The organism is Sphaerimonospora sp. CA-214678 (assembly GCF_050942215.1).
Classification (GTDB): domain Bacteria; phylum Actinomycetota; class Actinomycetes; order Streptosporangiales; family Streptosporangiaceae; genus Sphaerimonospora.
Window position 1 is genome coordinate 4,433,534 of the sequence record NZ_CP192056.1, and the last position, 24,371, is coordinate 4,457,904.

General features: G+C 71.6%; 17 protein-coding genes. 4 read left to right on the forward strand and 13 right to left on the reverse strand.

From position 1 onward, the window contains the following. Window positions 1-13: 13 nt before the first annotated feature. The 3 genes from ACQP1K_RS19935 to ACQP1K_RS19945 all read right to left on the reverse strand — a co-directional run bounded on the left by ACQP1K_RS19935 (window position 14) and on the right by ACQP1K_RS19945 (window position 2,164). Window positions 14-1,012: an AfsR/SARP family transcriptional regulator gene (locus ACQP1K_RS19935; RefSeq protein WP_433497222.1), complete on the reverse strand. Its 999-nt coding sequence runs from the start codon at window positions 1,010-1,012 to the stop codon at window positions 14-16. 202 nt (window positions 1,013-1,214) lie between these two features. Next, complete coding sequence (locus ACQP1K_RS19940; RefSeq protein WP_433497223.1) at window positions 1,215-1,874, reverse strand: response regulator transcription factor; 660 nt, start codon at window positions 1,872-1,874, stop codon at window positions 1,215-1,217. Continuing rightward, window positions 1,865-2,164 carry a hypothetical protein gene (locus ACQP1K_RS19945; protein WP_433497224.1) on the reverse strand — a complete coding sequence of 100 codons (300 nt, stop codon included), beginning with the start codon at window positions 2,162-2,164 and terminating at the stop codon, window positions 1,865-1,867. Before ACQP1K_RS19945 ends, ACQP1K_RS19940 begins: the two co-directional genes overlap by 10 nt. A 359-nt stretch (window positions 2,165-2,523) precedes the next feature. On the opposite strand from ACQP1K_RS19945, the gene rnhA reads away from it, so the two are divergent. Further along, entirely contained in the window at window positions 2,524-2,985 is a 462-nt protein-coding gene (gene rnhA, locus ACQP1K_RS19950) for a ribonuclease HI (RefSeq protein WP_433497225.1), read from the forward strand. Window positions 2,986-3,038: 53 nt separating this feature from the next. Here the strand turns inward: rnhA and ACQP1K_RS19955 are convergent, their stop codons facing one another. Beyond that, on the reverse strand, window positions 3,039-5,129 hold the full coding sequence (locus tag ACQP1K_RS19955; RefSeq protein WP_433497226.1) for a SpoIIE family protein phosphatase: 2,091 nt from the start codon (window positions 5,127-5,129) through the stop codon (window positions 3,039-3,041). 87 nt (window positions 5,130-5,216) lie between these two features. Between ACQP1K_RS19955 and ACQP1K_RS19960 the strand changes: the two genes are divergently transcribed. Together ACQP1K_RS19960 and ACQP1K_RS19965 are read left to right on the forward strand one after the other, a co-directional pair. Continuing rightward, window positions 5,217-6,440 carry a sensor histidine kinase gene (locus ACQP1K_RS19960; RefSeq protein WP_433497227.1) on the forward strand — a complete coding sequence of 408 codons (1,224 nt, stop codon included), beginning with the start codon at window positions 5,217-5,219 and terminating at the stop codon, window positions 6,438-6,440. Window positions 6,441-6,445: 5 nt separating this feature from the next. After that, window positions 6,446-7,120 carry a response regulator gene (locus ACQP1K_RS19965; protein ID WP_433497228.1) on the forward strand — a complete coding sequence of 225 codons (675 nt, stop codon included), beginning with the start codon at window positions 6,446-6,448 and terminating at the stop codon, window positions 7,118-7,120. On the opposite strand, the gene ACQP1K_RS19970 is transcribed toward ACQP1K_RS19965, so the two are convergent. Both ACQP1K_RS19970 and ACQP1K_RS19975 read right to left on the reverse strand, forming a co-directional pair. Further along, window positions 7,111-13,407: an RHS repeat-associated core domain-containing protein gene (locus ACQP1K_RS19970; RefSeq protein WP_433497229.1), complete on the reverse strand. Its 6,297-nt coding sequence runs from the start codon at window positions 13,405-13,407 to the stop codon at window positions 7,111-7,113. The genes ACQP1K_RS19965 and ACQP1K_RS19970 overlap by 10 nt on opposite strands. A gap of 44 nt (window positions 13,408-13,451) precedes the next feature. Next, the gene (locus ACQP1K_RS19975; protein ID WP_433497230.1) at window positions 13,452-16,961 is read right to left on the reverse strand and encodes a LamG-like jellyroll fold domain-containing protein; all 3,510 of its coding nucleotides are present in this window, start codon (window positions 16,959-16,961) and stop codon (window positions 13,452-13,454) included. A 220-nt stretch (window positions 16,962-17,181) separates the two neighbouring features. Between ACQP1K_RS19975 and ACQP1K_RS19980 the strand changes: the two genes are divergently transcribed. Continuing rightward, on the forward strand, window positions 17,182-17,847 hold the full coding sequence (locus ACQP1K_RS19980; RefSeq protein WP_433497231.1) for a 4'-phosphopantetheinyl transferase family protein: 666 nt from the start codon (window positions 17,182-17,184) through the stop codon (window positions 17,845-17,847). Between the two features lie 87 nt (window positions 17,848-17,934). On the opposite strand, the gene ACQP1K_RS19985 is transcribed toward ACQP1K_RS19980, so the two are convergent. From ACQP1K_RS19985 to ACQP1K_RS20015, 7 genes are read right to left on the reverse strand one after another with little or no spacing between them, the layout of a single operon-like run. Continuing rightward, window positions 17,935-18,600, reverse strand: a complete 666-nt coding sequence (locus ACQP1K_RS19985; protein ID WP_433497232.1) for a cysteine hydrolase family protein — start codon at window positions 18,598-18,600, stop codon at window positions 17,935-17,937. Window position 18,601: 1 nt separating this feature from the next. Then, entirely contained in the window at window positions 18,602-18,844 is a 243-nt protein-coding gene (locus tag ACQP1K_RS19990) for a hypothetical protein (RefSeq protein WP_055481736.1), read from the reverse strand. A 10-nt stretch (window positions 18,845-18,854) separates the two neighbouring features. Then, window positions 18,855-19,850 carry a class I SAM-dependent methyltransferase gene (locus ACQP1K_RS19995; protein WP_433497233.1) on the reverse strand — a complete coding sequence of 332 codons (996 nt, stop codon included), beginning with the start codon at window positions 19,848-19,850 and terminating at the stop codon, window positions 18,855-18,857. After that, window positions 19,847-20,887, reverse strand: coding sequence for an NAD(P)H-dependent flavin oxidoreductase (locus tag ACQP1K_RS20000; protein ID WP_433497234.1), 1,041 nt, complete (start codon window positions 20,885-20,887; stop codon window positions 19,847-19,849). The genes ACQP1K_RS19995 and ACQP1K_RS20000 overlap by 4 nt, the downstream gene beginning before the upstream one ends. Then, entirely contained in the window at window positions 20,874-21,728 is an 855-nt protein-coding gene (locus tag ACQP1K_RS20005) for a hypothetical protein (RefSeq protein WP_433497235.1), read from the reverse strand. The genes ACQP1K_RS20000 and ACQP1K_RS20005 overlap by 14 nt, the downstream gene beginning before the upstream one ends. Beyond that, a complete protein-coding gene (locus ACQP1K_RS20010; RefSeq protein ID WP_433497236.1) occupies window positions 21,713-22,603 on the reverse strand; it encodes a diiron oxygenase in 891 nt (296 codons plus the stop codon). The genes ACQP1K_RS20005 and ACQP1K_RS20010 overlap by 16 nt, the downstream gene beginning before the upstream one ends. 5 nt (window positions 22,604-22,608) lie before the next feature. Next, window positions 22,609-24,369, reverse strand: coding sequence for a condensation domain-containing protein (locus ACQP1K_RS20015; RefSeq protein ID WP_433497237.1), 1,761 nt, complete (start codon window positions 24,367-24,369; stop codon window positions 22,609-22,611). Window positions 24,370-24,371 lie beyond the last annotated feature (2 nt).

The following is a 24,371-nucleotide window of genomic DNA, read 5'->3' on the forward strand; positions in this document are numbered from 1 at the left end:
ACGGCGTCCGGTCTCAGTGACGTCCATGCTCACGGCGCCCCCGGTGACGGTCCCGGTCAGCGCCGTGCCCGCGATGCCCGCGATGCAGCGGACGCCCCCGGCCGGGCGCCAACGGCCCGGCGGCTCCGACGGCTTCGGGCGCTCCGAGGGCCGCGGGTGCTCCGGGTGCTCCGAGGTCCAGCACGGGATCCCTGGCCAGCATCCTGCCGTGCAGCGCGACCAGATCGGCGCCGGGGTCGACGCCCAGCCGCTCGGTCAGCGACCGGCGCGCCGCCGTGTACGCCGACAGGGCGGCGGCGACGTCACCCGAACGGTAGAGGGCGAGCATCAGGTGCCCCCACAGCCGTTCCCTGGTCGGATGCACGGCGAGCAGGTCGCGCAGATCGGTGATCAAGGTGTCGTGCTCGCCCAGCGTAAGACGTGCGGCGGCGTGTGCCTCCAGCGCCAGGCACCGCTGCTCCTCCAGGGAGTCGAGCCATCCGGCCACGGCGAGCGTGCGCGGGACGTCCTCCGCCGGGTGGCCGCGCCACAGCGCCAGAGCCTCCGACAGCCGCCGGAGCGCCTGCCGCGGCGCCCGGCGTGCCAGCTCGGCCCGTCCCTCGCGCAGCAGACGGCCGAACTCCACACTGTCCAGCTCACCGGAATCGACCACGAGCGAATAGCCCGGCCGGCGGCCGACGATGCGGAGCTGTGGCGACCGCGCCCTTCCTTTCCGCGTCTTCTCCTCCCGGGATTCCCGTGCCTTCTCCTCCCGGGATTCCCGTGCCTTCTCCTCCCGGGGGTCGCGCAGCGCCTGACGGAGCTGGTTCACATAGGTGCGCACGTTGAACACCGCGGATTTCGGCGGCCTGTCCTCCCACAGCGCGCCGACCAGATCATCGAGTGAGACCGTCCTGTTCCGCTCCAGCAGGAGCACGGTGAGCAGCAGGCGTTGCTTGAGCGTGCCGAGCCGTACGGCCTGGCCGTCACGTGCCACCTGCAACGGGCCCAACACCCCGAACCACAGGCCCATTCGCCCTCCTTCCGATAGTGGGAGCGCTCCCATATGAGGTCGGCGTCGTAGCGGTAGCCGCCGTGATCCAGCGTGCAGGCCGAACGCCCCCGCGCACATCGGCGTGCCGGAGCGATGTCGGCTCCGCCGCTCCGCATAGGCCCTCACCGCCGGGACGCGTACCGCCCTCCGCCCGCACGCGTACCCGCACCGGGCGGGCCGGTCAGGTGCGGCGGGCCAGGTTGTTCTCGTAGGCGAAGACGACGGCCTGCACCCGGTCGCGCAGGTGCAGCTTGGCCAGGATGCTGCTGACGTGCGTACGGACGGTCCCCTCCGAGAGGTACATCCGTTCGCCGATCTCGGCGTTGGACAGGCCGCCGGCGATCTCCGCGAGCACCTCGCGCTCACGCGGGCTGAGCAGCGCCACCCGCGCGTCCGGTGCCGTGCCGCACGCGGGCAGACGCGGGACGAAATGGGAGATCAGCCGCCGGGTCGTGGACGGCGCGATGACGGCGTCGCCCCGGTGCACGACCCTGATCGCCTCGACGAGCGATCGCGGCGACGTGTCCTTCAGCAGGAAGCCGCTGGCTCCCGCCTTGATCGCGCCGTAGACGTACTCGTCCAGGTCGAAGGTGGTGAGGATGAGCACCTTGGGCCCGCCGCGTTCGTTGATCAGCCGGGTCGCCTCGATGCCGTCCACGCGCGGCATCTGCACGTCCATGAGCACCACGTCGATGTCCTGCCGTTCCAGCAGGTCGATGACCTCCTGGCCGTCGCGTGCCTCGCCGGCGACCTCGATCCCCCGCTCCCGCCGCAGCACCAGCCGAAGACCGGTGCGGACCAGCTCCTGGTCGTCGGCCACCAGCACCCGGATCACGTCCACGGCGGCGGCACCCGCGGCTGGAATCCGTACGGGACGAGTGGGGTGGCCCTCGCCGTGCCGCGGAACGCGGCGGCGCGTTCCCGGATGCCGGCCGGCCCCCGCTCCGGCCCCGCCGTGGCGGGACGGCCGCGAGGAGGACGGCCGCCGCCGGATCCGTCGTCGGTCACCTGGATGCGCGGCGCGTCTTCGGCGTGGCGCAAGAGCACGTCGGCCTTGGCATCCTTCCCCGCATGCTTGAGCGTGTCGGTGAGAGTCTCCTGACGATCCGGCAGGCGGCGGCCCGTGCGCACACAGGCGCGCCGTGAACCCGCCCTTCCGTGTGCAACCGTACGGCAAGCGGCGGCCATTCGACCAGATCTTCGACCGCCGCCGGGAGACGAGGCCGGCGTTCGCCGCTGTGAACCCGGACGGCGCCCGATCCCGTACCGCCTCCTTGCTGTGAAGCCGCCTGTCAACCTCTTCCGCCGGGTCGATCCGCCGCGTCTGCCCGCCCGCCGGCGACGGCGGCGGCGCCTAACGCCTGGGATGAAACGTTCAGACCACCGGCGTCGCACGAGGAGGCCGGCGAGGACCGGGCGGCGGCGGTGTGCGCTCGATCAGGGCACTCCTGAGCCGGAAGGCCGCGCGGGGCGGCGATAGTGTTGGGGCCGTGGCCAGTGAACGCGTTGTGGACGTGTACACCGACGGCGCCTGCCGGGGCAATCCCGGGCCCGGTGGCTGGGGCGTGCTCCTCCGGTACGGCGAGCACGAGCGGGAGCTACGCGGCGGCGAGGCCGAAACGACGAACAACCGGATGGAGCTCATGGCCGCGATCATGGCCCTGGAGACCCTGACCAGGCCGTCGGTGGTCCGGTTGCACACCGACAGTCAATACGTGCGCAACGGCATCACCGGCTGGGTGGCCAGGTGGAAGCGCAACGGCTGGCTGACAGCGGGAAAGGAACCGGTGAAGAACGCGGACCTGTGGCGACGCCTGGAGTCGGCGGTCCAGCGGCATCGGGTCGAATGGCTCTGGGTACGCGGACACAGCGGCCACCCGGAGAACGAACGCGCCGACGCCCTGGCCCGGCTCGGCTGCGAAGAGGTGACGCTCCCTGGCGGCCGGCGCTGACCCGTCGGACACCCACCGGAGCATCGGCCGGGTGATGACGCCCTGAGAAGCGCCTAGGCGACCGCCTCCGCGATCTCCGCCCAGACGACCTTGCCCTGCCCGGTGTAGCGGGTGCCCCAGCGCTGGGTGGTCTGCGCCACGAGGAACAGTCCCCGCCCGCGCTCGTCCATGGTGCGCGCGTGGCGCAGATGGGGAGCCGTGCTGCTGTGGTCGGAGACCTCACAGCTGAGCGTGCGGTCGCGGATCAGCCGCAGGCCGATCGGCCCGCTGGCGTAGCGGATGGCGTTGGTGACCAGCTCGCTGACGACCAGCTCGGTGCTGAACGTCAGGTGGTCGAGGTCCCAGGCCGCCAGCTGGCGGGCCGTCATGGTGCGCGCCGCGGCCACGATCGCGGGATCGCAGGGCAGGGTCCACGTGGCGACGTGGTCGGCCGTCAGGGTGCGGGTGCGGGCCAGGAGCAGTACGGCGTCGTCGCCGGAGCAGACCGGCGGCGCCAGGGTCCTCAGGACGACGTCGCACCTTTCCTTCAGGGAACGGTCGGCGGGGGTCAGTGCCCGCTGGAGCTGTTTGAGCGCCGAGTCCACCCCGCCCGGCTTTCCCTCGAGGAGTCCCTCGGTGTACAGGGCGAGCACACTGCCCTCGGGGAGTTCCAGTTCGGTGCACTCGAAGGGCAGGCCCCCCTCCCCCAGGGGTGGTCCGGCCGGGAGCCTCAGGATGTCCGCGCCGCCGCCGGGGTGAACGAGCACGGGCGGCAGGTGCCCCGCCCGGGCGAGCCGGCAGTGCCGGGAGATCGGGTCGTACACCGCATAGGTGCAGGTCGCCCTCGTGGGCGGCCGCTCGAACATGTCCGTGCTGCCGGGGTGCTCGTCCGCCAGGTCGAACACCAGGTCGTCCAGGCGGGCGAGCGTCTCGTCCGGGGCCAGATCCAGCGCCGCCAGCGTGCGGATCGCGGTGCGCAGCCGGCCCATGGCCGCCGCCGCGTAGATGCCGCGCCCGGCGACCTCTCCGACGACGAGGCCGACGCGCGCCCCGGACATCGGAATCACGTCGAACCAGTCGCCGCCGGCTCCGGCGGACCGGTGGCCGTGGACCACCTCCACCCCGCTGGTGTGGGCCAGATTCGACGGAAGCAGGCTGCGCTGCAGGACGCTGGCGATGGTGTGTTCGCGCAGGTAGCGCCGGCCGTTCTCCATGCACACCGCGGCGCGGTCCACGAGCCCGGCGGCGAGCGCCAGATCGTCGTCGTCGTAGGAGCCTTCGCCGCGCCATCGATAGAAGGAGACCAGGCCGAGGACGACTCCCCTGGCGGCCAGCGGCACCACCATCGCCGAGTGGATCCCGCCGGCATGGATCAGCTCGGCCCGGGCGGGGTCATCGGCCGGCCAGCGTCCGTCGCAGTCGAAGCGGCGGATGAGCCGCGGACGCAGGTCGACCAGGCTCTGCCCGTGGGCCGTGCCGGCGGGGAAACGGCCGACCTCGCCGATCCTGGTGAGACTCCTGTCCGTCTCACGTACCGTGTGGAAGGCCAGCCGCCGCAGGTGGACGTCCTCGCTCCCGCTCACGAGCGACGGCGCCTCGCCTTTCAGCACGGAGTCCAGCACGTCGATCGCCACGACGTCGGCCAGCGCCGGCACCACGACGTCCGCCAGCTCCTCGGCGGTGCGGGAGACGTCCAGGGTAGTACCGACCCGTGCGTTGGCCTCGTGCATCAGATTGAGCCGGGCACGGGCCCGGAACCGGTCCGTCACGTCGATGAGCGAGACGGCCACGGCCAGCGGACGACCGGCGGTGTCGTGCAGCCGGAACGCCGAAATGGACTGGACATGCTCGGTGTCGGGATCTCCCAGCGGGCAACCCCTGATCTCCCGCTCGAACACCGGCTCACCCGTGTCACGGACCCGGGTCAGGATGCCTTCGATCTCGGAGACGTCGAACCCGGGCACTATCTCGGGCAGGGGCCGCCCCAGCAGCTCGGCGGACGGCACACCCCGCATCTCGTGTCCGGCGGTGTTGTACCTCACCAGCCGCAGGTCGAGGCTGAACACGTACAGGCCGACGGGAGACTGGCTGAACACCATCGCCAGTGCGGCCTGATCGATGTCTCGATCACGCCATTCATCCCCGTTTGGCAGAATCGCCCCCATATGGCAATTATGCGCCTACCTCGGACTTTGCTGGAGCGAGCGTGCTCCGGTAAAGCCGGAGGCCGCGTTTGGTTTTACCATGATCTGGTGGGCACCAAGCGCATGGCGTTCGCAGAGTGGCTGTCCCGGGCTCTGCGCTGGTTCGCCGCCCGTCCGCTGGTCGTCGACACGCTGCTCGCCGTAAGCCTGGCCGCCGGCAGCTGGATGGGGGCGTTGTACGAATCTCCTTCCGGCGCCCTCCCTCCGGACGGGTTGTCCTTCGCACTGATCCTGGCGGTGAACCTTCCCCTGGTCTGCCGCAGGAAGGCACCGATCACCGTGCTGGTCGTCTCGTGCTCCTGCGCCATCGTGTACCACCTGTTCGGCTATCACTATGGGGTGAACAACATCGGGCCGCCGCTGGCCCTGTACTCGGTCGCGGCCCGCCGACCCCCCGCCGTGTCCGCCGCGAGCGCGGTGCTCGTGCTGGCCGAGTGGACCCACGCGGGGATGATGCAACCGCTGGTGGCGCCGTGGGCGGCCGCCGGGACCGCGATCCTGATCACCGTGAGCGTGCTGTCCCTGGGCACGGCGGTACGGTCGCTGACCGAGCGCAACCGGCGGCTGGCCGACCTGGCCGTACGGCTCGAACTCGAGCAGGAGAGCAGGGCGCGGCGCGCGGCGACCGAGGAGCGGGTGAAGATCGCCCGTGAGCTGCACGACGTCGTCGCACACCACGTGGCGCTGATCTCGATGCAGGCCGGTCTCGGCCGCTATGTCTTCACCACCGATCCCGCCACCGCGCACGCCACCCTCGAAACGATCTCCGACGCCAGCCGGGAGGCCATGACCGAGATGCGGCGCATGCTGTCGATCCTGCGCACCGATCAGGACGGTGGAGACGACGGAGGCCGCGACTTCACCCCCGGCCTGAACCGGCTCGAACAGCTGGTGCGGCGGCTCGACTCCTCCGGGGTGCCGGTGCGGTTCCGGTTCGCGGGCACGCGACGTCCGTTGAACCCCGGCCTGGAGTTGTGCGCCTACCGGGTCGTGCAGGAATCCCTCACCAACGTGCTCAAGCACGCGCCGGGAGCCCGTACGGAGGTGGTGGTGACCTACGGCGACAGCGCGCTGGGCATCCGGGTGACCAACGAACCGGGTGACTCGACCGTGGCGTCGCGGCCCGGCGGGCAGGGATTGATCGGCATGACAGAACGTGTCAAACTCTACGGCGGAACGATCGTGGCAGGTCCGCGGCCATCAGGGGGGTTCGAGGTCGAGGTCGCCCTTCCCTTCGCTCCGACCGAGCAACCGGCCCTCGGACACGGATGAGGTCGATGACCGCAGTACTCGTCGCCGAGGATCAGGTGCTGGTCCGGGCGGGTCTGGCCGCGCTGATCCGCGCGGATCCCGGGCTGGAGGTCGCCGGGGAGGCGGCCGACGGCGGGGAGGCCCTGCTGCTGGCACAGGCCGTCCGGCCCGATGTCGTGCTGATGGACGTACGGATGCCCGGCATGAGCGGGATCGCCGCCACCCGGGAGATCATCTCGGCCCTCGGGCCCGACGCCCCGAGGATTCTCATCCTCACCACTTTCGACCTGGACGAGTACGTGTACGACGCGGTGCTCGCCGGCGCCTCCGGCTTCCTGTTGAAGGACACCCCGCCCGAGCGGCTGCTCGCCGCCATCCACACCCTGGCCGGCGGCGACGTGCTGCTGGTCCCGGCCGCCCTCCGGCAACTGGTCGAGTCCTGCTGCCGTCCGGCCGTCTCCGTGGCCCGCTTCGAAGGTCTCACGGCGCGGGAGACCGAGGTGCTGACGTTGGTGGCGCGGATGCTGTCCAACCGGGAGATCGCCGACCGGCTGTCCGTGGCCGAGGCCACGGTGAAGACGCACCTCAACCGGACCATGGCCAAGCTGGGCCTGTCCAGCCGCGCCCAGGCGGTCGCCTTCGCCTATGAGCACGGCCTGGTCAGACCCGGCCGGACCACACGTCCCGCGGCTCAGCCGTAGTTACCGAGGATCGGCGGAGCCATCGTCAGCATGTAGCCGCGGTAGTTGTAGTTCAGGTCACCCCTGCCCATCCGCAGGGATCGCAGGTGCCAGGTGCTCGCTCTCTTGATCGCCCTCCGGGACACCCGCATCCGGTGCGCCGTCCGCATGTTCCACTGCGCCTCGTCCAGTCTTCCGGCCGGCTTGAGCCCCGGTATCTCCGGGGACTTCCTCGCCATGACGCGTTCCGACTTCAACAGCAGCTTGCCCGACCTCTTGGCGGCCATCCTGCCGGCGAGGTGGAAGCCGTTGCCGGCTCCGCCGAGCCCCATCCCCGCAAGATTGAGCAGCCCGTCCTTGGTATTGCCCTTGTGGAATTCGTAGATGGCGGTCCCGGCTGAGTTGATCGTGCCGGCCACCGCGCAGACCGTTCCGATCGCCACGGTCGACAAGACCAGCGCGCAGCCGGCAAGGAGCTCGGCTCGGTGGTCCCAGGCGAACTGGAGGCCGCTCCAGGTGACCTTGCCGGTCCTGACCGCTCCGTTCTTGAGCTTGCACTTCCAGTCGCACCGCCGGACCGGGGCCTTGTAGACCGGGGCGCTGCTGTGGCGCGGCGTCCACCTGTCCGCTGTGCCGCCGCCGTCGGTGCACTCCCAGCCCCAGCAGTCCGACCTCGGCTTCGGGGCGACGTACCAGCGGAAACCGGCGCCGGTGCACTCCCAGCCCCAGCAGGGTGGTGTCCTGGTGCAGCCCTTGCCGGAGTAGTAGCAGTTGGTGTTGCCGCGCAGCGGGCCGTCGAGCCCGTCGGGGTCGCTCAGCGTGATCGGGCTGTGGTTGGCGTAGGAGTAGCCGTTCCAGCTCTGTGGATACTCCATGTTGAACAGCGGATCCACGGAGAGGAACCGGCCGATCGCCGGATCGTATTCACGGGCGCCGAGATGGGTCAGGCCGGTGGCCCGGTCGGCGGTGCCGCCGACGAATGCGCGCTCGTCCGGCCAGACGCCGACGGCGGTGCCGCGTGGAGCGCCGAAGGGGGTGAAGCGCCGCTGGGTGAGCTCCTGCGTGGCGGCGTCGACGGCCAGCAGCGCCGTGTCCTGGTGATCCGCGGCCAGCAGGGAGACCCCGTGACCGGTGCGCACCGCGACCGTCTCCCCGTTGTGCGCGTAGTAGCGGGTGGCCGTGACCGTGCTCGCACCCGTGGCCAGGCGCACCTCCATGCCGGCCAGATACAGGGTGACGCCGGAGGGGTCGCGGCGCAGCAGTCGCTCACCGTCGACGTCGTACACGAAGGAGGTGGTGGAGCCCGCCTCGGTGACCGAGCTCAGGTCGCCGAAGGAGTCCCACGTGAGGGACTGGGCGGCGGTCGGACCGGTGCGGGAGACCGTGTTGCCGGTGGGGTCGTAGCCGAAGGAGTCGGTGCGCGCGCCGGCGCCGCCGGACTGTGCGACCTCGGCGAGCAGATGCCCCCGGCCCGGCCGGTCGTAGGTGTAGTCGCGGCGGGTGTCGGCCTGGCCGTTCATGCCGTGCCACGTCTCGGTCGCCCGGTTGCCCGCCGCGTCGTAGGTGTAACCGTGCCAGTAGGGAGCGGGACCGCCGATCGCCTCCGGTGTGGGCGCCGCCGCGCAGGAGGCCGACGCCTGGGTCCACGCCTCGCTCAGCCGTCGCAGGTGGTCGTAGCGGAAGCACTGGGTGTCGGTGCCGGACCTGGAGACGTCGGAGATGGCGGTGAAGTCCCCGGCCGGGTTGTAGGTGTACCTCGCCTCCCGGTCGACCCCGGCGACGCCCTCCCGGTCGACGCGTGCGGTGGCCAGCCGGTCGGTGCCGTACTCCCAGGTGAAGGTCTGATAGACCGTCTTGCCGCCGACGTTCAGGGCGTACTGCAACGGCCGGCCCGTCCTGGAGTACGCGGTGGCGGTGACGTAGGCGCCGAGGCTGCCGGTCAGCCGGACGGGCCGGGCCAGGGCGTCGTAGACGACGCCCACGGTCTCGGCCGGCAGGTCGCCCGCGGCGGGAAAGCCGCTGGACTGTACGGAGCCGTCGGGGTTGTAGGCGGTGCTGAAGGTGTAGTCGCCGGCCAGCGCGCCCTCGCCCGCGGGGATCGTGACGGTCTGCCGCACCGGGCGGTTCTGCCTGTCGTAGACGTCGATCCTGCTCGTGTACGACCGGTCCCCGGCGTGGGCGGTGGCGGAGGTGAGCAGTCCCTTGCGCAGGGTGTCGTAGGTCCAGGAGCGCAGCAGGGTGCCGTCGGCGGAGCCCTCCCGGGTTTCGGTCTCCCGGCCCAGCGGGTCGTATCGGTGGACCAGGGTGCGGCCTCTCGCGTCGGTCTCGGAGGTGACCCGGTCGAGGTCGTCGTAGGTGTACCGGGTGGTGCCGCGGTCGGGGTCCTCGACCCTGGTCTGCCGGCCGCGCAGGTCGTAGCCGGTCGTCCAGGCGTTGCCCGCCGCGTCCGTGATGGTGGTGAGCTCGCCGCCCGGGGTGTAGGCGTAGGTGCTCGCGGTGTAGGCCCCGGTGGGCGAGTCGCCCTGGTACTGACGCACTTGGGTGGTGCGACCTCTGGCGTCGGTGTAGGTGCGGGTGGGAATGCCGCCGTCCGGCGGGTCGACGGCCACCCAGTCACCGCCGTACGTGGTAACGGTCCGCCACTTCTCCCGGGTGTCGTCGCCCCCGACCAGGTGCCGTTCGACGGTGACCCGGCCGAGACCGTCGTGGTCGGTCTGGACCTGCGCCTCCACGTCACCGGGATCGGCCACGCCGAACAGGCTGGGGGCGGGGGCTCCGGTCGCGTAGTAGGGGGCGTACGTCCTGGTGACATCGCCGCGGCTGTCGTAGAAGGTGTCCTCGATCAGGCGGCCGCCGTCGGGGCCCTCCACCTGGGTCTGGCGTGGGCGGAGCAGCCCGTCGTAGAGGTCGTGGCGCACGCGCTGCCCGCCCTCGGGGGTCGGCGTCCTTGTGGTGACGACGGCGATCTTCCCCTCTTCGATCCGGTAGGCGTACTCGGCGGTGGGGGTGGCGCTGGTGGGCAGGCCGGCCCACACCTTGACGGTGCGGCCGAGCGAGTCGTAGGCGATGGTCGTGGTGCTCCCGCCGGGATCGGTCTCGGCGGTGGGCAGCCCCCACGCCGGATCGAGGACGGTCGTGGTGACATGGGCGCTGCCGGGCACACCCGGCGTGGCCGGAGGCCCGGTCACCGTGGTCTTGACGGTCAGCCCCGCGATCTCGGTGTAGGCGGTGGTCGTGGTGTTCCCCAGGGCGTCCTCGACGCTCACCGGCCGCCCGTAGGGGTCGTACCCGGTGCGGGCCACCGGGATATAGCGTGCCGTCGTGCCGTCGTGGGAGGCGATCTCCTCGACCGTGGTGGCGTCGCCCCTGGTCGGCGCCTCGCCGAAGCCCCTGCCGTCGTAGGAGGTCCGGGTGTCCGACACGACCTGGCCGGACCGGTCGGGGGTGGCCGCGCAGCGCGCCGCGACGGTCTCCACCCGGGAGGGCAGATCGCGCAGCCAGGCGGCCGCGTTGATCGCATAGGTGGTGCGGGTGCACAGGTCGTCCGACGCCGTGGCCACGTCCGCCTGGTCGTCCACCTGCAGGGCCAGCCCGGTCACGGTATCGTGCGCGGTGTCGACACGGGTCTGGCGGCGGCCCCCGTCGGACAGGGCCGTCCACGTCCTGGTGGTGGCGACGCCGGTGAGATTCGCGACGGTGGTGCCCCAGGAGCGGACGCGTCTGGCCGTCTCGTGCCGCCAGGGCGTGTTCACCGTGCGTGTGTACACGACGCCGTCGGGTGCGGTGTACTCCGTACGCTGCAGTTCGAACCCGGCCAGGCCGTCGTGGTCCGCGTGGGTGCCCCCCTCGTCGTCGGAGACGGTGACGCTCTTGACGCCCCCCGACGGGGTGCGGCGGTCGCCGTCCATGCCCCGCAGGAACAGATGCTCGGTGCGCGACAGCGGCTGGTCAGCGCTGCCCGTGGTGACCCGCACCCGGCCGTAGCCGCGCCACTGCGACCAGGTCTTCTCCCTGGTCCTGGTCAGCCCGTCGTCGTCGTCGAAATGCCAGGCGGCGCCGCCGAGGTAGGCGTAGGTGGTGACCATGTCGGGGGCGCGGGCCGTACGGTCGGTCACCACGGTCCGGGTGACGACGTACTTGTGGAACCAGTCCCGGATGGGTTCTTCGTGCCCGGGGGGCTGCCAGTAGGTGGGGAAGCAGCGACGGGTGTTGGTCTCGGGGGCGGGCAGGTCGGACAGCGTGCAGTCGGTGGTGGAGTAGTCGACGTCGACCTGGCCGCCGTACTCGTCGTAGATCGCTCCGACCCGGTACTTGATGAACGGCGGGATGTCGTCGCCGGATCTGTCCACCCGGTTCATCAGCTGCACATGATTGAAGGTGACCTTCGGCAGGGTGACGGCCTGGCCGCCCGCCCGCCCGGTGTGCTCGATCGAGCGCAGCAGCAGCGCGCGGTCGATGTCGGCGTCGCCCCAGATGTGGGACAGCTTCCACGCGTCCACGTCCCGGTAGGTCCCGTCGGCCCGCCGGATCCGGGTGGTGACACCGGTGAGCCGCTTGCGCGACCAGAACGTCGGAGAGATCTTGCCGTGCCTGGTGCAGTCGGAGGTGCAGTTCTGGTCCCACGGCACGTCCGGCCACCGCTCGGGCCGATCGTCGATCTTCCCGGCCGCGCAGTCGAAGGCCGAGTCGGGCAGGCACCGCTCAGCGGTGGTGAAGACGACCTTCGCCGGAGGCTCGGCGAACAGGTCGCCCGCGCGCAGGCCGTACTCGATCCGCTCCAGGTGACCGCCACGGTCATACGAGATGTCGGCCGAGGTGGAGACGTTGCGGCCGTAGCGGTTGGTCTCCTTGGTGTAGTAGTAGGCGATCGCGTTGCCGTTGGTGTCCACGACGTAGTCGAGGTTCCACCGCCAGGCCTGCCGGCACCACGACCGGTCGAACCCTGCGGCGTCGTGGCAGGGCTCGCCCGCGTCGTCCCCGAACACCGGGGTGGTCCAGGCGGAGCCGGTCTGCTGCCGCCCCGAGGTCCAGCCCGGGAGGCGGTTCAGGCCGAAGAAGTACTGGGTGCCGTCGGTGGTGGTGGCCTTCCAGTACTCCCCGTCGTCGTCGCCGTTGCCCGTCGAGGCGGCGGTCAACCGCTCGAACCGGGTGCCGTCGTCGCCCTTCATCCGCCAGGTGCCGTCGCCCGCCTTGATCAGCTCGCCGCCCTTGCCGTTCCAGGTGACCGTGGCGTTGTCATAGGCCCAGCACTGGTCGCCGGGGTCGACCCCGTCGGATTTCGGCGCGCCGTCCTGCGAGCACGGCTTGTAGCTCCGCTCCACGTATCCGGACCACAGATCGAAGCCCTCCCCCACCCAGCTGGGCTGGTTGTTGGTGTTGGCGGTGCGCCCGTCCACGGAACCCGAGGAGTAGCCGATGGCCAAATCGGGATCGAGTCCCCCGGGCACCGGCGGCACCCGGAGCGGATAGGACCAGGTGAAGTCGCCGGAGTTGCCGCCGGCCTGCCAGGTGGCGGAGGAGGACAGCGTGGTCGCCTTGTAATCGCCCTTGTCGCTCTCCGGGGCGGCCGCCAACGCGAGCACCGTGGCCTGGCCGGCCGCGAGGCCGACTTCGACGCTGATCGTCCCGTTCTCACCGTCGTTGTGAGTGGGCAACGGCGTCAGATCGCCGCACTCCGGCCGCTCCGGAGTGGTCGACGCGCACGCGGGCAGCCGCGCCAGGCGCAGCCGCGAGCCGTAGGAGCCGCCGTACGCCTCGGTGAAGCCGGTGTAGCCGAGCGACACCGTGACCCGCTCCGCTGAACGGGACTCCAGGCTGATCCGGATCGGGTCGCCCGGTCCCCGCGTTCGCGGCGCCTCAGCCGTCCCTCCGGTGCCGCTGCGTGCGTCGGCCGTACCCGCCGTCTTCGTGTGCGTGTCCCGGCCGTCCAGTACGCGCACCCGCACGCCGGCGTCGTGATCGGCCGGGCCCGCGGCGCTCACCCATACCGGCAGCGCGCCCGCCCGTACGGGCCGCTCCCGGCTCGCCGACGTCAGCGCGACCTCCGCCTCGCCCGCCGGCCAGATCGGCGGGTCGACCCTGCCGTGCGCCGGCGGGTCCGCTGGGCGCGGCGGCGTCCCGACGGGAGCGCCCCGCACCACCGGGGTCAGGTCGGCCGCTCGCGGCCGCCCGTCCGGCGACGTCCCGGCCTGCGCCTGAGTCCGGGCCCGGCTCTGCGGCAGCGCCTGCGAAGGCGCCACCTGCAACTCCATGATCATGGTGGACAGAACCGCCGCGATCGCGACCGTCCGGATTCCGCCAGTACGCACCGCGTCTCCCTTCGACAGGTAGGTGACTGCCAGGTCGTGTGTCCCTAGAAGGGAGACTCGGAGGGCAGTTCGGTGTATCCGGCCAGCACCTGTATCTGTTCCTGGTCGAGAACTCCGGAGAAGGCCCACACGTCGTCGATGACGCCGGGCCAGTACTCGCCCCATGTGCCCGCGGTCTTGGCCCGGCCCAGCTGCAGCGGTCCGGTGGCGTCGAACCCGATGGTGTGCCAGCGGGTGGACACCCGGGTCTCGGTCTCCTCCAGCCGACCGTTCACATAGAGCCGCAGCACGTCGGCGAACGAGTCGTACACCACCGCCACGTGATCCCACTCCAACTGGAGTCGATAGGCCGAGTGGTCGGCGTGCTGCGTGGTCGCCTCGGCGGTGTCGGCGGTGGGCATCTCCACCTGCCATCCGCCGAGCGCGGGGTCGTAACGGAGGATGAAACCGCTGTTGGTGGTGCCCGCCTGGGAGAACACCGCCGCCTTCGATCCCGGCGGGGCGGCCGCCGTGACCCAGCCGGCCACGGTGAAACTGCGGTCGGTGGCGACGACCTGCTGCGCGGTGGCGGCGTGGTCGCCGGAGCCGTCGAGGACGAGGCCGCCCATCGGACTGCCGAGCCAGCCCGCCGACTGGTCCACATGGGCCTGGTCGCCGAAGGTCAGGGCCCGGCCCCGGCCCGAGTCGTCCGCGCCGCCGGTGTTGAGCTTCCACCGCCCGGCCAGGACCGGGTGCCGGCTGAACAGGTCGGCCGCCTCGTCCGCTGAGACCACCCGATCGAAGACCCGCACGTCGTCGATCTCGCCGGGGAAGAAATCCACCTTCGCGCCGCTGTGCTTGGCCCGCCCGATGGCCATCGGGCCGGTGGCCTTCCAGGTCACGGTGAACGGCTTCTCCTGCTGGAGCACGCCGTTGACGTACAGTCGCGCGGTCTTGGCCACGGCGTCGTACACACCGAGCAGGTGCGTCCACTCGCCGACGGCGGGCGGCGCTTCGGACAGGACCCGCACACCGCCGGTGACCGCGTCGGCGTTGTGCAGGCTGAACGACCAGCGGTCGTCGTCCTTGACGTACTGCAGGTAGAAGCCGCTGACCACATCGCCGTCCTGGTTGAGGACGGTCGCGAAGCCGTCGGTGTGGGCGATCCTGGCCCAGGCGGCCACCGAGTACGTGCCGCTCGTGTCGATCACCGGAGCGGAGGTCTGGGCGTACCCCGTGGCCCCGTCCCCACGCATCGCGGTGCCCACCTGGCCGTCCACGCCCATGGTCACCCCGCCGACGGTGCCGGTGGTGACGGCGGGCGCGCCGGGTCTGACCTCGGCCGTCAGCGCCGTGGCCCCGGCGGGCTCGTCCAGCGGCCAGTGGACCAGTGGGGCGGAGCCGGCGGCGACCCGGAAGATGTACGTCGTGGGGGCGCCGGCGTTGCCCGCCGTGTCGACCGCCTGGACGTACAGGAAGTTGACTCCGGCCTTCGTCGGCATCAGCGGCACCGTGACCGCGCCGCCGGGGGCGGCGGGACGGTACTCGTTCGCGGCGGATGGAGTGGTGTTGACCCCCACCCAGTAGCGGTTCACGTCGGCCTGGGTGGTGCTGACAGTGAAGTCGCCGTACCGTCCCACCCCGTCGTACCAGGGATCGGCCGGGTCTTCGGGATCGGACGGCGGGTAGGCCGCGGAGGAAACCACCGGCGCCTCGGGCGCGGTGGCGTCGTAGTAGAAGTAGCAGCCCGTGGCGCTGCCCGCCGAACTCCACGAGCTCCACTGGTATCCGTCCCAGGCGCGCACGTGCCAGCCGATCAGTGTGTTCTGCGGGATCGTCGTCGGCACGACGGCCTGGAACGTCGAGCCCGTGGTCTTGGCCGCGCTCAGCGGGGCCACCCACTCGCCGCCGTCCCAAGCGAGCTTGAATTCGGCCTTGAGCTTGGCCGCAGAACCGGAGTCGGGGTCGTACAGGATCGCGTACAGGGTGGGCGCCTTGTTCACCCGTACGGCCGCAGCCGGTGCCGCGCACGGGCCGCCGGGGCTCATCGACTGGTTCTTCATCAACGGCTGTGGCGGCGGGGTGTTGTACTCGACGCGCAGGTATGCGTCATTGGCGAAGCGCTTCCACCAGGCCATCGACGACTCGGAGTAGGCGCGCAGGCCGAACGTGATCGCGGCGTCCTTGCGATTCACCGCTGCCCGGACCACGTCTCGCAGCGCCGTTGTGGAGAACTCCACCGGGGTACGCGAGCAGTACGCCACGTCGCGGGAGGCGAGACGCTTGATCCAGTTGTCGTCGGTGCTGTTCCACGTCGAGCTCGACCCGAAGCCGCTGGCATGCCAGAGCTGGACAGATGTGGGGTTCTTGCAGTTGTAGGCGTGCGTCTCGTAGGCGACGAACTCGGTCGAGATCACATATTTGCCCGCCAGCTCGCCGATGGGCATGCGGAAGAACAACCGCTTCTTCTGGTCCTTCACGCAGGCGCCGTCGTACTGCACATCGCACAGGCCCACCCCCTGCGTACCGCTGAAGTTGTAGTAGGAGGTGGTCGGGTAGCCGCTGGAGACCATCAGGCGGGCCGACCTGGCGACCGTCTTCCAGGTGGGATCGATGTAGACGGGGAATCGGGTCAGCGGCCCGGTCAGCATGCCCTGGTCGGGCAGCAGCGTTATCTCTCCGGCCCGCACGCCGACCCCGAGCCGGGCCACCTTCGCACCCTCCGGCGGTGCCACCGACGCCTCCGCCGCATCGGCTGCGGCGAGGGACGACAACGCCGATCGCGGGCCGGCCTCCGGGCCGGAGTCCCACATGAGCGGCGCGGGCGCCTCGAACACGTCGTTCCCCGAGGCGGCGTCGCGAGCGCGCAGGACGCCCGACGCGTCAGTCTCGACGGACAGGCCCTCGGTGTCCAGACGCAGGCGCAGGCGGGTCAGTGCCGGGTCGCGCGCGGCCTCCGGCGTCTTGACCACGATGACGTGGGCGAAGCCGTCGACCTCGGCGCGCACCCGCAGGTCAACGCCGGGCAGCACGTCGGGGTAGGTCGCCGTGTCACCGCTGACCTCCGGCTCCGGCAGGGCACGCGGCCAGGTCAGGCCGAGCCGCCGGCCGGCCCTGCTCATGACGGCGAAGGGCCCGGTTCCCCCCTCCGACAGGCGCAGTCCGATCGTCGAGGCGGCGGGTGCCAGCCCGCCGCCGGGCAGCCTGGTGAGCGTCGGATCGACGTCCGCCCACACGCCCTCTCGCCGGGTGCGCACCGGACGCAGGTGCTGGACGACCTCGAACCTTCCGTTCGGCAGCGCCCGCACCTCCCGAGTCTCACCCCGATGCGACAGCACCTCCACCGGCCTGCCCGAGGCGCGCGCGGCCGCGGAGGCGGCGGCCTCGGTCAGCGCGGTGTCCGCCGGCAGCCCGGCGGCCCGCGACGACCCGGCGATCGGCGACGGCTCCGCCCGGGCCGGCGAAGGGCCGGCCTGCACACAGGTGGCCGCTGCGACGACCGCTGTGGCGGCCGCGACCCGGCGCAGTGCCCGCAGGATCCCCGCTCCTGTTCCTCTTTCGTCCAGCTCGCGCATCCCAACCCCGCTCCCCGGGCACCCTCGGCCAGGTTGATCACATGGTCGGGTGCCGAGGGGCGGAGCGACATTCGGCAGCGGGTTGATTTTCGGCATACCGCCGACGTATCAGCGGACCGGCCGGCCGAACTCCGGCGGCAGTGCCCGACGCCGCGGCCCCGGCCCCGCTCCTCCCGATCTCCTCCGCCCGGACGCCCGTCGACGGCCGATACTGGAGACCGTGATCGAGCGAATCCTCCCCCGCCACGTCGCCTGCGCCGACGCCTTCGAGGATCCACCGGACGCCCGGCTCTTCCCGGAGGAGGAGACGATCGTCGCCGGCGCGGTGACCAGGGGACGGCTGGAGTTCACCACGGGGCGGGTATGCGCGAGGAGCGCGCTGGCCATGCTGGGGCGGGAGCCCGAGCCGATTCTCCGCGGCGCGGCCGGACAGCCGCTGTGGCCGGCCGGGACCATCGGAAGCATCACCCACTGCCGGGGCTACCGGGGCGCCGCCGTCGCCGAGACCCGCCACGCGCGCTCCATCGGAGTGGACGCCGAGCCGGACGAGCCGATGCCCACCGGCACGTTCGAGAAGATCTCGCCGGCCGGTGAACGCCGGGAGATCCGGCGCCTCGGCGCGGAGCACCCGGGCGTCCATTGGGACCGGCTGCTCTTCTGCGTCAAGGAGTCCGTGTACAAGGCGTGGTTCCAGCTGACCGGCGCGGCCGTGCCGTTCACGGACGTCGGCGCCGTGATCGATCCGGTCGCCGGCGGCTTCGTGGCGCGTCTGCGCGGGAGCGGGACCGTGCTCCCCGGCCGCTGGCTCGCCGAGCGCGGCCTGCTGCTGACCGCCGTCGTCGTTCCCGGTTCCACGAACGGTGCGAGAGGCGTGGCCGGAGAGTGAGACCCACGGAGACGACGCGGTCCCGCCGGGCGTGACGACCGGCGGGACCTCGTCCCCAGGGCCGCGGAGCGGGTCGGCCTCCTTGGATCAGGAGCCTTCCCCTGCGGCTGTGAGCGCGGCGACCACTTCCCCGGCCGTCACAAGCTGGACGCCGATCCGCCGGATCTCCTCCAGGCCCTGGGCGTTGACCTGGGAGACCGCATCCGGCACCAGGACGATTCTGTAGTCGCGCTCGCTGGCCTCCATGAGGCTGGCCCGGGGGCAGTTGGGGAAGTTGCACCCGGCGAACACCACGGTGTCGACCTCCAGCCGCTCCAGGAGACCCTGGAGCGGGGTCTCGAAGAAGGCGCCCCAGCGCGGCTTGAAGATCACATATTCGGACGGCCCGATCTCCTGCACCCCGCCGGCGAGCAGCAGCTCGTGGTCGAGGTCCGGTGCGCCCTGCGGTGCGAGCCCGGGCGCCAGCTCGCTGCCGGGCGACCCCGGCGCGACGAGGTCGACGCCCGAGGAAAGCAGGGAGCGCCGGACCAGCTCGGCGTTCGACCCGCCGGGCCGGTAGAGCCGTACGACATGGACGACCGGCCGCCCGGACGCGCGGCAGGCCCCGGCGAGCCCGGCGATGGCGGGGATCACCTCGGTCGTGCCGGCCAGGCCGTACGGGCTGTCGCTCAGGAAGTCCCGTTGCATGTCGATCGTGATCAGCGCGGCCGAGCGCCAGTGCGGGAGGATGTTGGGGTCATCAGCCGCGGTCACGTCAGCCCACCTCCACCGCGTCGGGCGAAAGGAAACGCTCCTGGATCCGCGTCAGCGTCCGGAAGTCGTCCACCGTCACCTCCTGCAGGTCGATGGTCCGGCCGGAGATGTCCTCCAGAAGATAGATGAACTCGAGGAACTGCAGCGAATCGATGAGGCGGGACTCGATGAGGTCGGCGTCGTCGCCCACCTCACCGGTCAGCTCGGGATTCTTCGCGCGCAGCCATTCGATGACTCGTTCCATTGGGACTCCTTCAGGCTCGGCCGACGAGCAGTCGGGCAGAGGGCTCGCCGGTCGGGTGGACCGCTATGTCGGACAGGCCGGCCTCGGCCATGATCTGTTTCAACTCCTCGGCGGTACGGCTCTCGCCACCGTCCCAGAGCACGAGCGCCGACAGGTTGTGGAGGGTGGTGAAGACGGGAGACGTCCTCGCCTCGTCGAGCACATGGCCGTTGACCAGCACCCGCCCGCCCGGCCGCAGCGCCTTGGCGGCACGCCGCAGGATGTCGACGCTCCTGTCCCATGACTCCTGGTGCAGGACGTTCGACAGCAGGACCACATCCGCGTCCTGGCCGAAACGGTCCTGGTAGTAGTCGCCCTCCCGCACCGTGATCCGGTCGCTCAGCCCCTCCTCCGCGATGACCCGCCGGGCGATGTCCGTCACTCCCGGCAGGTCGATCAGCTCACAGGTGAGGCCGGGCCAGGCGCGGCAGAACGCCATGCTGTGGGTGCCGGCCCCGCCGCCCACGTCGAGCAGGACCGCGGCGTCCTCCCGACGCAGCGCGGCGGGCAGCGATCCGGCGCTCCTGGAGTTGTACTCGTGCATGCCGAGGATGAAGTCCTCCAGGTAACCGGGGTCGTCGCCCAGGCGGGCGGCACGATCCTCGGCCACGGAGCCGGTGCGTACGGCCGCGGGCAGCTCGCCCCACGGTCCGTACCACCGGTGCATGACCCGCACCCATCGCACCAGCGAATCCGGGGAGTCCGCGACGAGGAGCCTGCGGGCGTGCGGCGCGTTGGCGTACCCGTCCGCGTCCCGGGTGAGGAGCCGGAGCCCCACGCACGCGTCGAGCAGCCTGCGCAGCTGCGGCGCCGGCGCCGAGCACCGCTCGGCGAGCCGCGCAGCGGTCAGCCGCTGATCCGCCAGCGCGTCGAAGATCCCCAGCTCGGTCGCGGCGAACAGGACCTGCGCGTGCCAGTAGCCGAAGGCCAGCTGGCTCACCTGGGCCAGTTCCAGATCGGTTCTCATCTCACTCCCTCTGCGATCCGGTCGTCGGCGTCCGGCGCGGCCGCCGTACCGGCCGGAGCCAGGCAGGCCGGCCCGAGCGACCGCACCACCTGTTCGGCCGTACGGATCGACCCGATCGCGCCGCAGCCGGTGCCCGCGTACCTGGCCATCTCCTCGACGGAGCCGTCGGCCTCGACGGTCGGCGCCGACGCCGAGCCCCTCGGCACCGGCCGCCGCTCTCCCATCACGGTCGTCCAGGCGATGAACGACGAGGGGAGCGGCGCCGGATGGTCGGTGACCGCACTGCGCAACGCCCGATGGGAGCGCCCGGGCCAGCCGATCGAGAACCGGTCGGTGATCACGGTGTCGTCCGCTCCTGCGTCGACCAGCGCGGCCTTGTACGCCGGGTGCGCGGCCGACTCGACGGTGGCGACGAAGACCGTGCCGCACATCACGCCGCCTGCTCCGGCTTCGAGCACGCCGCGGGCCGCCGCCGCGTCGGCGACCCCTCCGGCCCCGAGCAGCGGCAGGCCCGGATGCGCGGCGCCGACCCGCGCGAGAAGGTCGCGCAGCGGCGCCCGGCCGAGGTGGTGGCCGCCGGCCTCCACCCCCTGGCAGACCAGCACGCCGGCGCCGGCCTGGACCGCGCGCTCGGCCTGCTCGGGCGAGCCGACCTGGACCAGCAGCGTGTGCCCGGCCGCGCCGACCGCGGCGCCGACCTCGGGAGGCGGCGGGCCGTAGCTGTTGATCACCAGCCGCCGGTCGGCGGCGGCGAGCACGGCGGCGATCTGCCGGTCGAGCAGCCGGCCGGCGACCTCCGGAATGACGTTGACGCCGACCGGCCGGCGCGTACGGCCCTGCACGTCTCTGAGCATCGCCTCGGCGTCGGCCGCTTCGAGCTTGTACAACGCGATCGTGCCCAGCGCTCCGGCCTCGCTCACGGCCGCGGCGAGCTCGGGCACCGCCACGCCGCCCATTCCGGCCTGGACGACCGGGAAGCGGACGCCGAACGCCTCGGTGACGCGGGCCACCCTGCGGCCGAGATCACCCGAGGGCATCGCGCGCCCATCGCAGTGCGGCCGCCGCGCTGCCGTGCGCGAGCACCAGGGCGTGGACCCAGCGCTCCAGCCCGAAGGCGACGCAGCTGCTGTAGGCGGCCTGTCCCGACAGGGAGATGCCGAGGCGCTCCCCGAAGAAGTTGCGGTGCCGGTTGACCGAGGCGATCGCCGTTCCGTCCGGGGCGAGGAACTCGTGCTTGACGGGGTCGAGGGCGGACAGCCGGGCCCGTGAGCTCTCCTTCCGATAGAAGGGGTCGTTGGCCGGCTCGACGGTGAGCGTCAGCCCCATGAGCCCGGCGGTCTCCTCGATGCGGGCGCGCCACCCGTCCAGGTGGGACTGGGCGCCCTCGCGGTCGCCCACGTAGAGGATCTCGCGCATGTGGAAACCCCACAGCCTGCGCAGCCCCGAATACTCCCGCTCGTTGCGGAAGCATCGGCCCACCGAGGTCAGCAGCGCCGGCCCGCCCAGCTCCTGCTCCCTGAGCTGGAACAGCAGGCCGTAGCAGGTCGCCGAGGGCAGCAGGAACCCGGTCGGGGCGTGATGCTCGGCGGTGAGCTCGGTGAGGTCGCGCTCGTCGGCGAGCAGCTCCATGGCCGGTTCGGTGAACCTGGCCGCCACCACACCGAGGTGCGGGAAGTTGGCGAAGTAGTCGAGCCGGGCCAGCATATCGGCGGGCAGCAGCGGCGGGCCGATCAGGGACACCGCGTCGGTCCGCGCCGCCAGCCTGGTCACGACGGCGTCGACGGTCGTCAGCAGCTCGCTCTCGGCCGGCCCCAGCGCGGCCAGGCCGGGGCCGAGCGAGGTGAGGGCCGGGGTGTCAGCGGTCACCGAGGTGTGCACGGCAGGGCTCCAATGCGGTTGTAGAAGGCGTAGGTCCGACCGGCGATGGCCTGGTGCGCCTGCTGCCGGGCCGGGTCGGCCAGAAGCCTGGTGCGGAAGGCGAAGGGGTCGGGGATGCCGCTGTCGCGGTAGACGTCGATGCTGTAGAGCTGCTCCAGGGAGGCCTGGATGTAGCGCTCGATGTACCTGCGGGCAGCGGAGATCTCCTCTTCGTTCCCGGCGGCGAGGAGCCGTTCGAACAGGGCACGCACGAGCTGGCAGCCGAAGGCGATGTGCCGGGACTCGTCCTGGTGGTGCACCCGGTTGATGGCCCTGATCGTCTCGTTCAGCGAGGCGTCGGCGGCCATCCGGCTGTTGAAGTGGTCCACGATCTGCTCGAAGATCAGGATCCGGCTGAACACGATGAAGTTGTCCAGCAGCGCCGAGCCCTTGCCGTCTCCGGGGAAGGCCATCGCCCGGTTCGGGTACAGCTTGCCGCCGTATCGCAGGCAGAACTCGGCGAAGAACCACATGTGCTCGTTCTCCTCACCCAGGAAGTGGTGGAAGAACGGGGTGGGCACCTCGAACCCGGGAGCGTAGAGCCGGTTCGTCACCTCGAACATCAGCTCCCGGATGCCGTGCACGTTGAGGCTGTAGAAGTTGACGCTCTCCCACTTCGACAGCGCGCGCAGCTGCTCCTCATCGAGCTGCCCGGCCGCCTCCGTGCCGTGGACCGTCATCAGGTCGGCGCTCATCCACAGCCCGTCCACCTGGAGATCGGCGGGCCAGTCGAAGGTCTTGTAGGGGTTGTAATAGTGCTCGGTCGAGGCTTCGGTAAGCCTGTCGACCGCGGCGCGGACCTCTTCGTCCCACACCTGGCCGATGCCGGTCGGCATAATGATCACCCTTCGCTCGGTCGAGAGTCGAGAAAGATCGGCGGCGGCTCCTGTCTGCCGTCGCCCTGCCAGAGCACGCCGGGTGCCTGCCGCGCCTCCGGGTCTTCGGCGGCGGGAAGCACACGATCATGCAGCACATACCAGTCGGGGGCGGTCACGCCGGTACGCTCGCGCAGCGCTTCGACGACCGCGATGTGCAGCTCGGGACCGGTGGGGCCGCCGGGAGCTGCCGCGACGTGGGCGACGAGCCGCGGCCACGGCTCGCCCGCCTCCACGACGAGGGACGCCTCGGCGCCCGCCGCCTCGGCGACGAGCCGGCGTACGGCCTCCGGATCGACCCAGCCGCCCCGGACCCGCACCCAGTCGCCGGGCCGCTCCGGCGGAGTGATCCCCACGGCGGCGGCCAGCTCGCCCAGGGGCACCTCGCCGAACGCGCTCTCCACGAGGAGGGTCTCCATCGCGTTCAGCAGCATGGTCAGCTCGTCGCGGGTGATGTACGCGGTGTCGCCGAGCAGGTGCAGGACGGCGCTGTCCGGCCGGTCGGCCACGGCCAGGAACAGCTTGCAGTCGACCCGGTCGTACGCGCCGACCTCGAAGACGCGGTTGTGCGCCCGGAGCGCTTTCAGCCCGCCCTCGCCGGCCACGGCGGGCAGGCCGGTCCAGCGGTCGGTCAGCCTGACGTCGTTGAAGAACGCCGACTTGTCGTGCACCACGCCCCACCGGTGCTCGTTCCCCCTGATCGTCTCGGCGAGGGCGGCCGGGTCGTAGTGCCCGTGCTTGTAGGCGTTGATGGCCGGCAGGTAGCCGCGCCTGACGGCGTCGTGGAAGGTGCCGTCGCCGCGGGGCAGCAGGAGCAGTCCGTCCTGCGCCAGCGGGGAGACCGTACGCCGGGCGTCCGGATCGTGGCGGTTGCCGACGATCAGCCTGAGCAGGGCCGGGTCGTGTCCCGTGTACGCGCCGAGCACGCAGGCGGCCGCGGTGAGCAGCACGGTCGTCGTGCTGGTCCGGCAGGCGTCGGCCACCAGGTGGGTGGCGACCGCGAGCGACCGGGAGTCCAGGCCGAGCCTGACGTACCGCTTGGCCTCGGGAGCACGGGCGGGGTAGTCGAACATGCTGTGCGGCGCCCGCTCCAGCGTGCGGGCCCAGTGGCGCAGCGATTCCGTGCTGCGCCCCGCGCCCCGGGCGGATTCCTCGAAGCCGACCTGGTCGAGCGGCTGCCGGGCCGGCGGCTCGGGGACCGTCCCGGCCAGCAGGTCGAGCAGGTCCTGCCGCATCACCCCCAGCGACCAGTTGTCCACAGCGGTGTGCGACAGCGCCAGCACCACGGCGGGAACGGCGCCCTCCGACCGCATGACGGCCCAGCGCACCGGCGCTTCGCCGGTCAGCCGGAACGGCCTCGCCGCCAGCGCGGCGGCGACCTCCCTGCTCTGCTCCCCGACATCGGCCGAGTCGTCGAGGTCGTACACCTCCAGCGCGAGGGATTCCGGCCGCTCGACCCGCTGGCGCCACTCGCCGTCGGCGCCGGCCCTGACGAGTACGGTGCGCAGCGACTCGTGCGTCTGCGTCAGGCGTGCGATCGCGGCGGCCACGTCGGCCACCGGGTGGCGGCCGGGCAGCGCCCAGTCCAGGGGGATGTTGAAATAGGTGTCCTCCGTGTCCAGCCAGCTCACGGTCGCGAGGATGGCGCGCTGCCCCCAGGCCAGCGGTCCTTCCCGCCCGGCCGGGCACTCGATGGGTACGGTGATCGTCTCCGCGGGGTTCGGCATTG

What these genes read in the sequence shown, in the direction of transcription:
- ACQP1K_RS20015 (WP_433497237.1), bottom strand. Translation starts at nt 24,369, where the DNA reads ATGCCGAACCCCGCGGAGACGATCACCGTACCCATCGAGTGCCCGGCC.
- ACQP1K_RS19955 (WP_433497226.1), bottom strand. Translation starts at nt 5,129, where the DNA reads ATGGGGGCGATTCTGCCAAACGGGGATGAATGGCGTGATCGAGACATC.
- ACQP1K_RS19965 (WP_433497228.1), top strand. Translation starts at nt 6,446, where the DNA reads ATGACCGCAGTACTCGTCGCCGAGGATCAGGTGCTGGTCCGGGCGGGT.
- ACQP1K_RS19975 (WP_433497230.1), bottom strand. Translation starts at nt 16,961, where the DNA reads ATGCGCGAGCTGGACGAAAGAGGAACAGGAGCGGGGATCCTGCGGGCA.
- ACQP1K_RS19995 (WP_433497233.1), bottom strand. Translation starts at nt 19,850, where the DNA reads ATGAGAACCGATCTGGAACTGGCCCAGGTGAGCCAGCTGGCCTTCGGC.
- ACQP1K_RS19990 (WP_055481736.1), bottom strand. Translation starts at nt 18,844, where the DNA reads ATGGAACGAGTCATCGAATGGCTGCGCGCGAAGAATCCCGAGCTGACC.
- ACQP1K_RS19935 (WP_433497222.1), bottom strand. Translation starts at nt 1,012, where the DNA reads ATGGGCCTGTGGTTCGGGGTGTTGGGCCCGTTGCAGGTGGCACGTGAC.
- ACQP1K_RS20010 (WP_433497236.1), bottom strand. Translation starts at nt 22,603, where the DNA reads ATGCCGACCGGCATCGGCCAGGTGTGGGACGAAGAGGTCCGCGCCGCG.
- ACQP1K_RS20000 (WP_433497234.1), bottom strand. Translation starts at nt 20,887, where the DNA reads ATGCCCTCGGGTGATCTCGGCCGCAGGGTGGCCCGCGTCACCGAGGCG.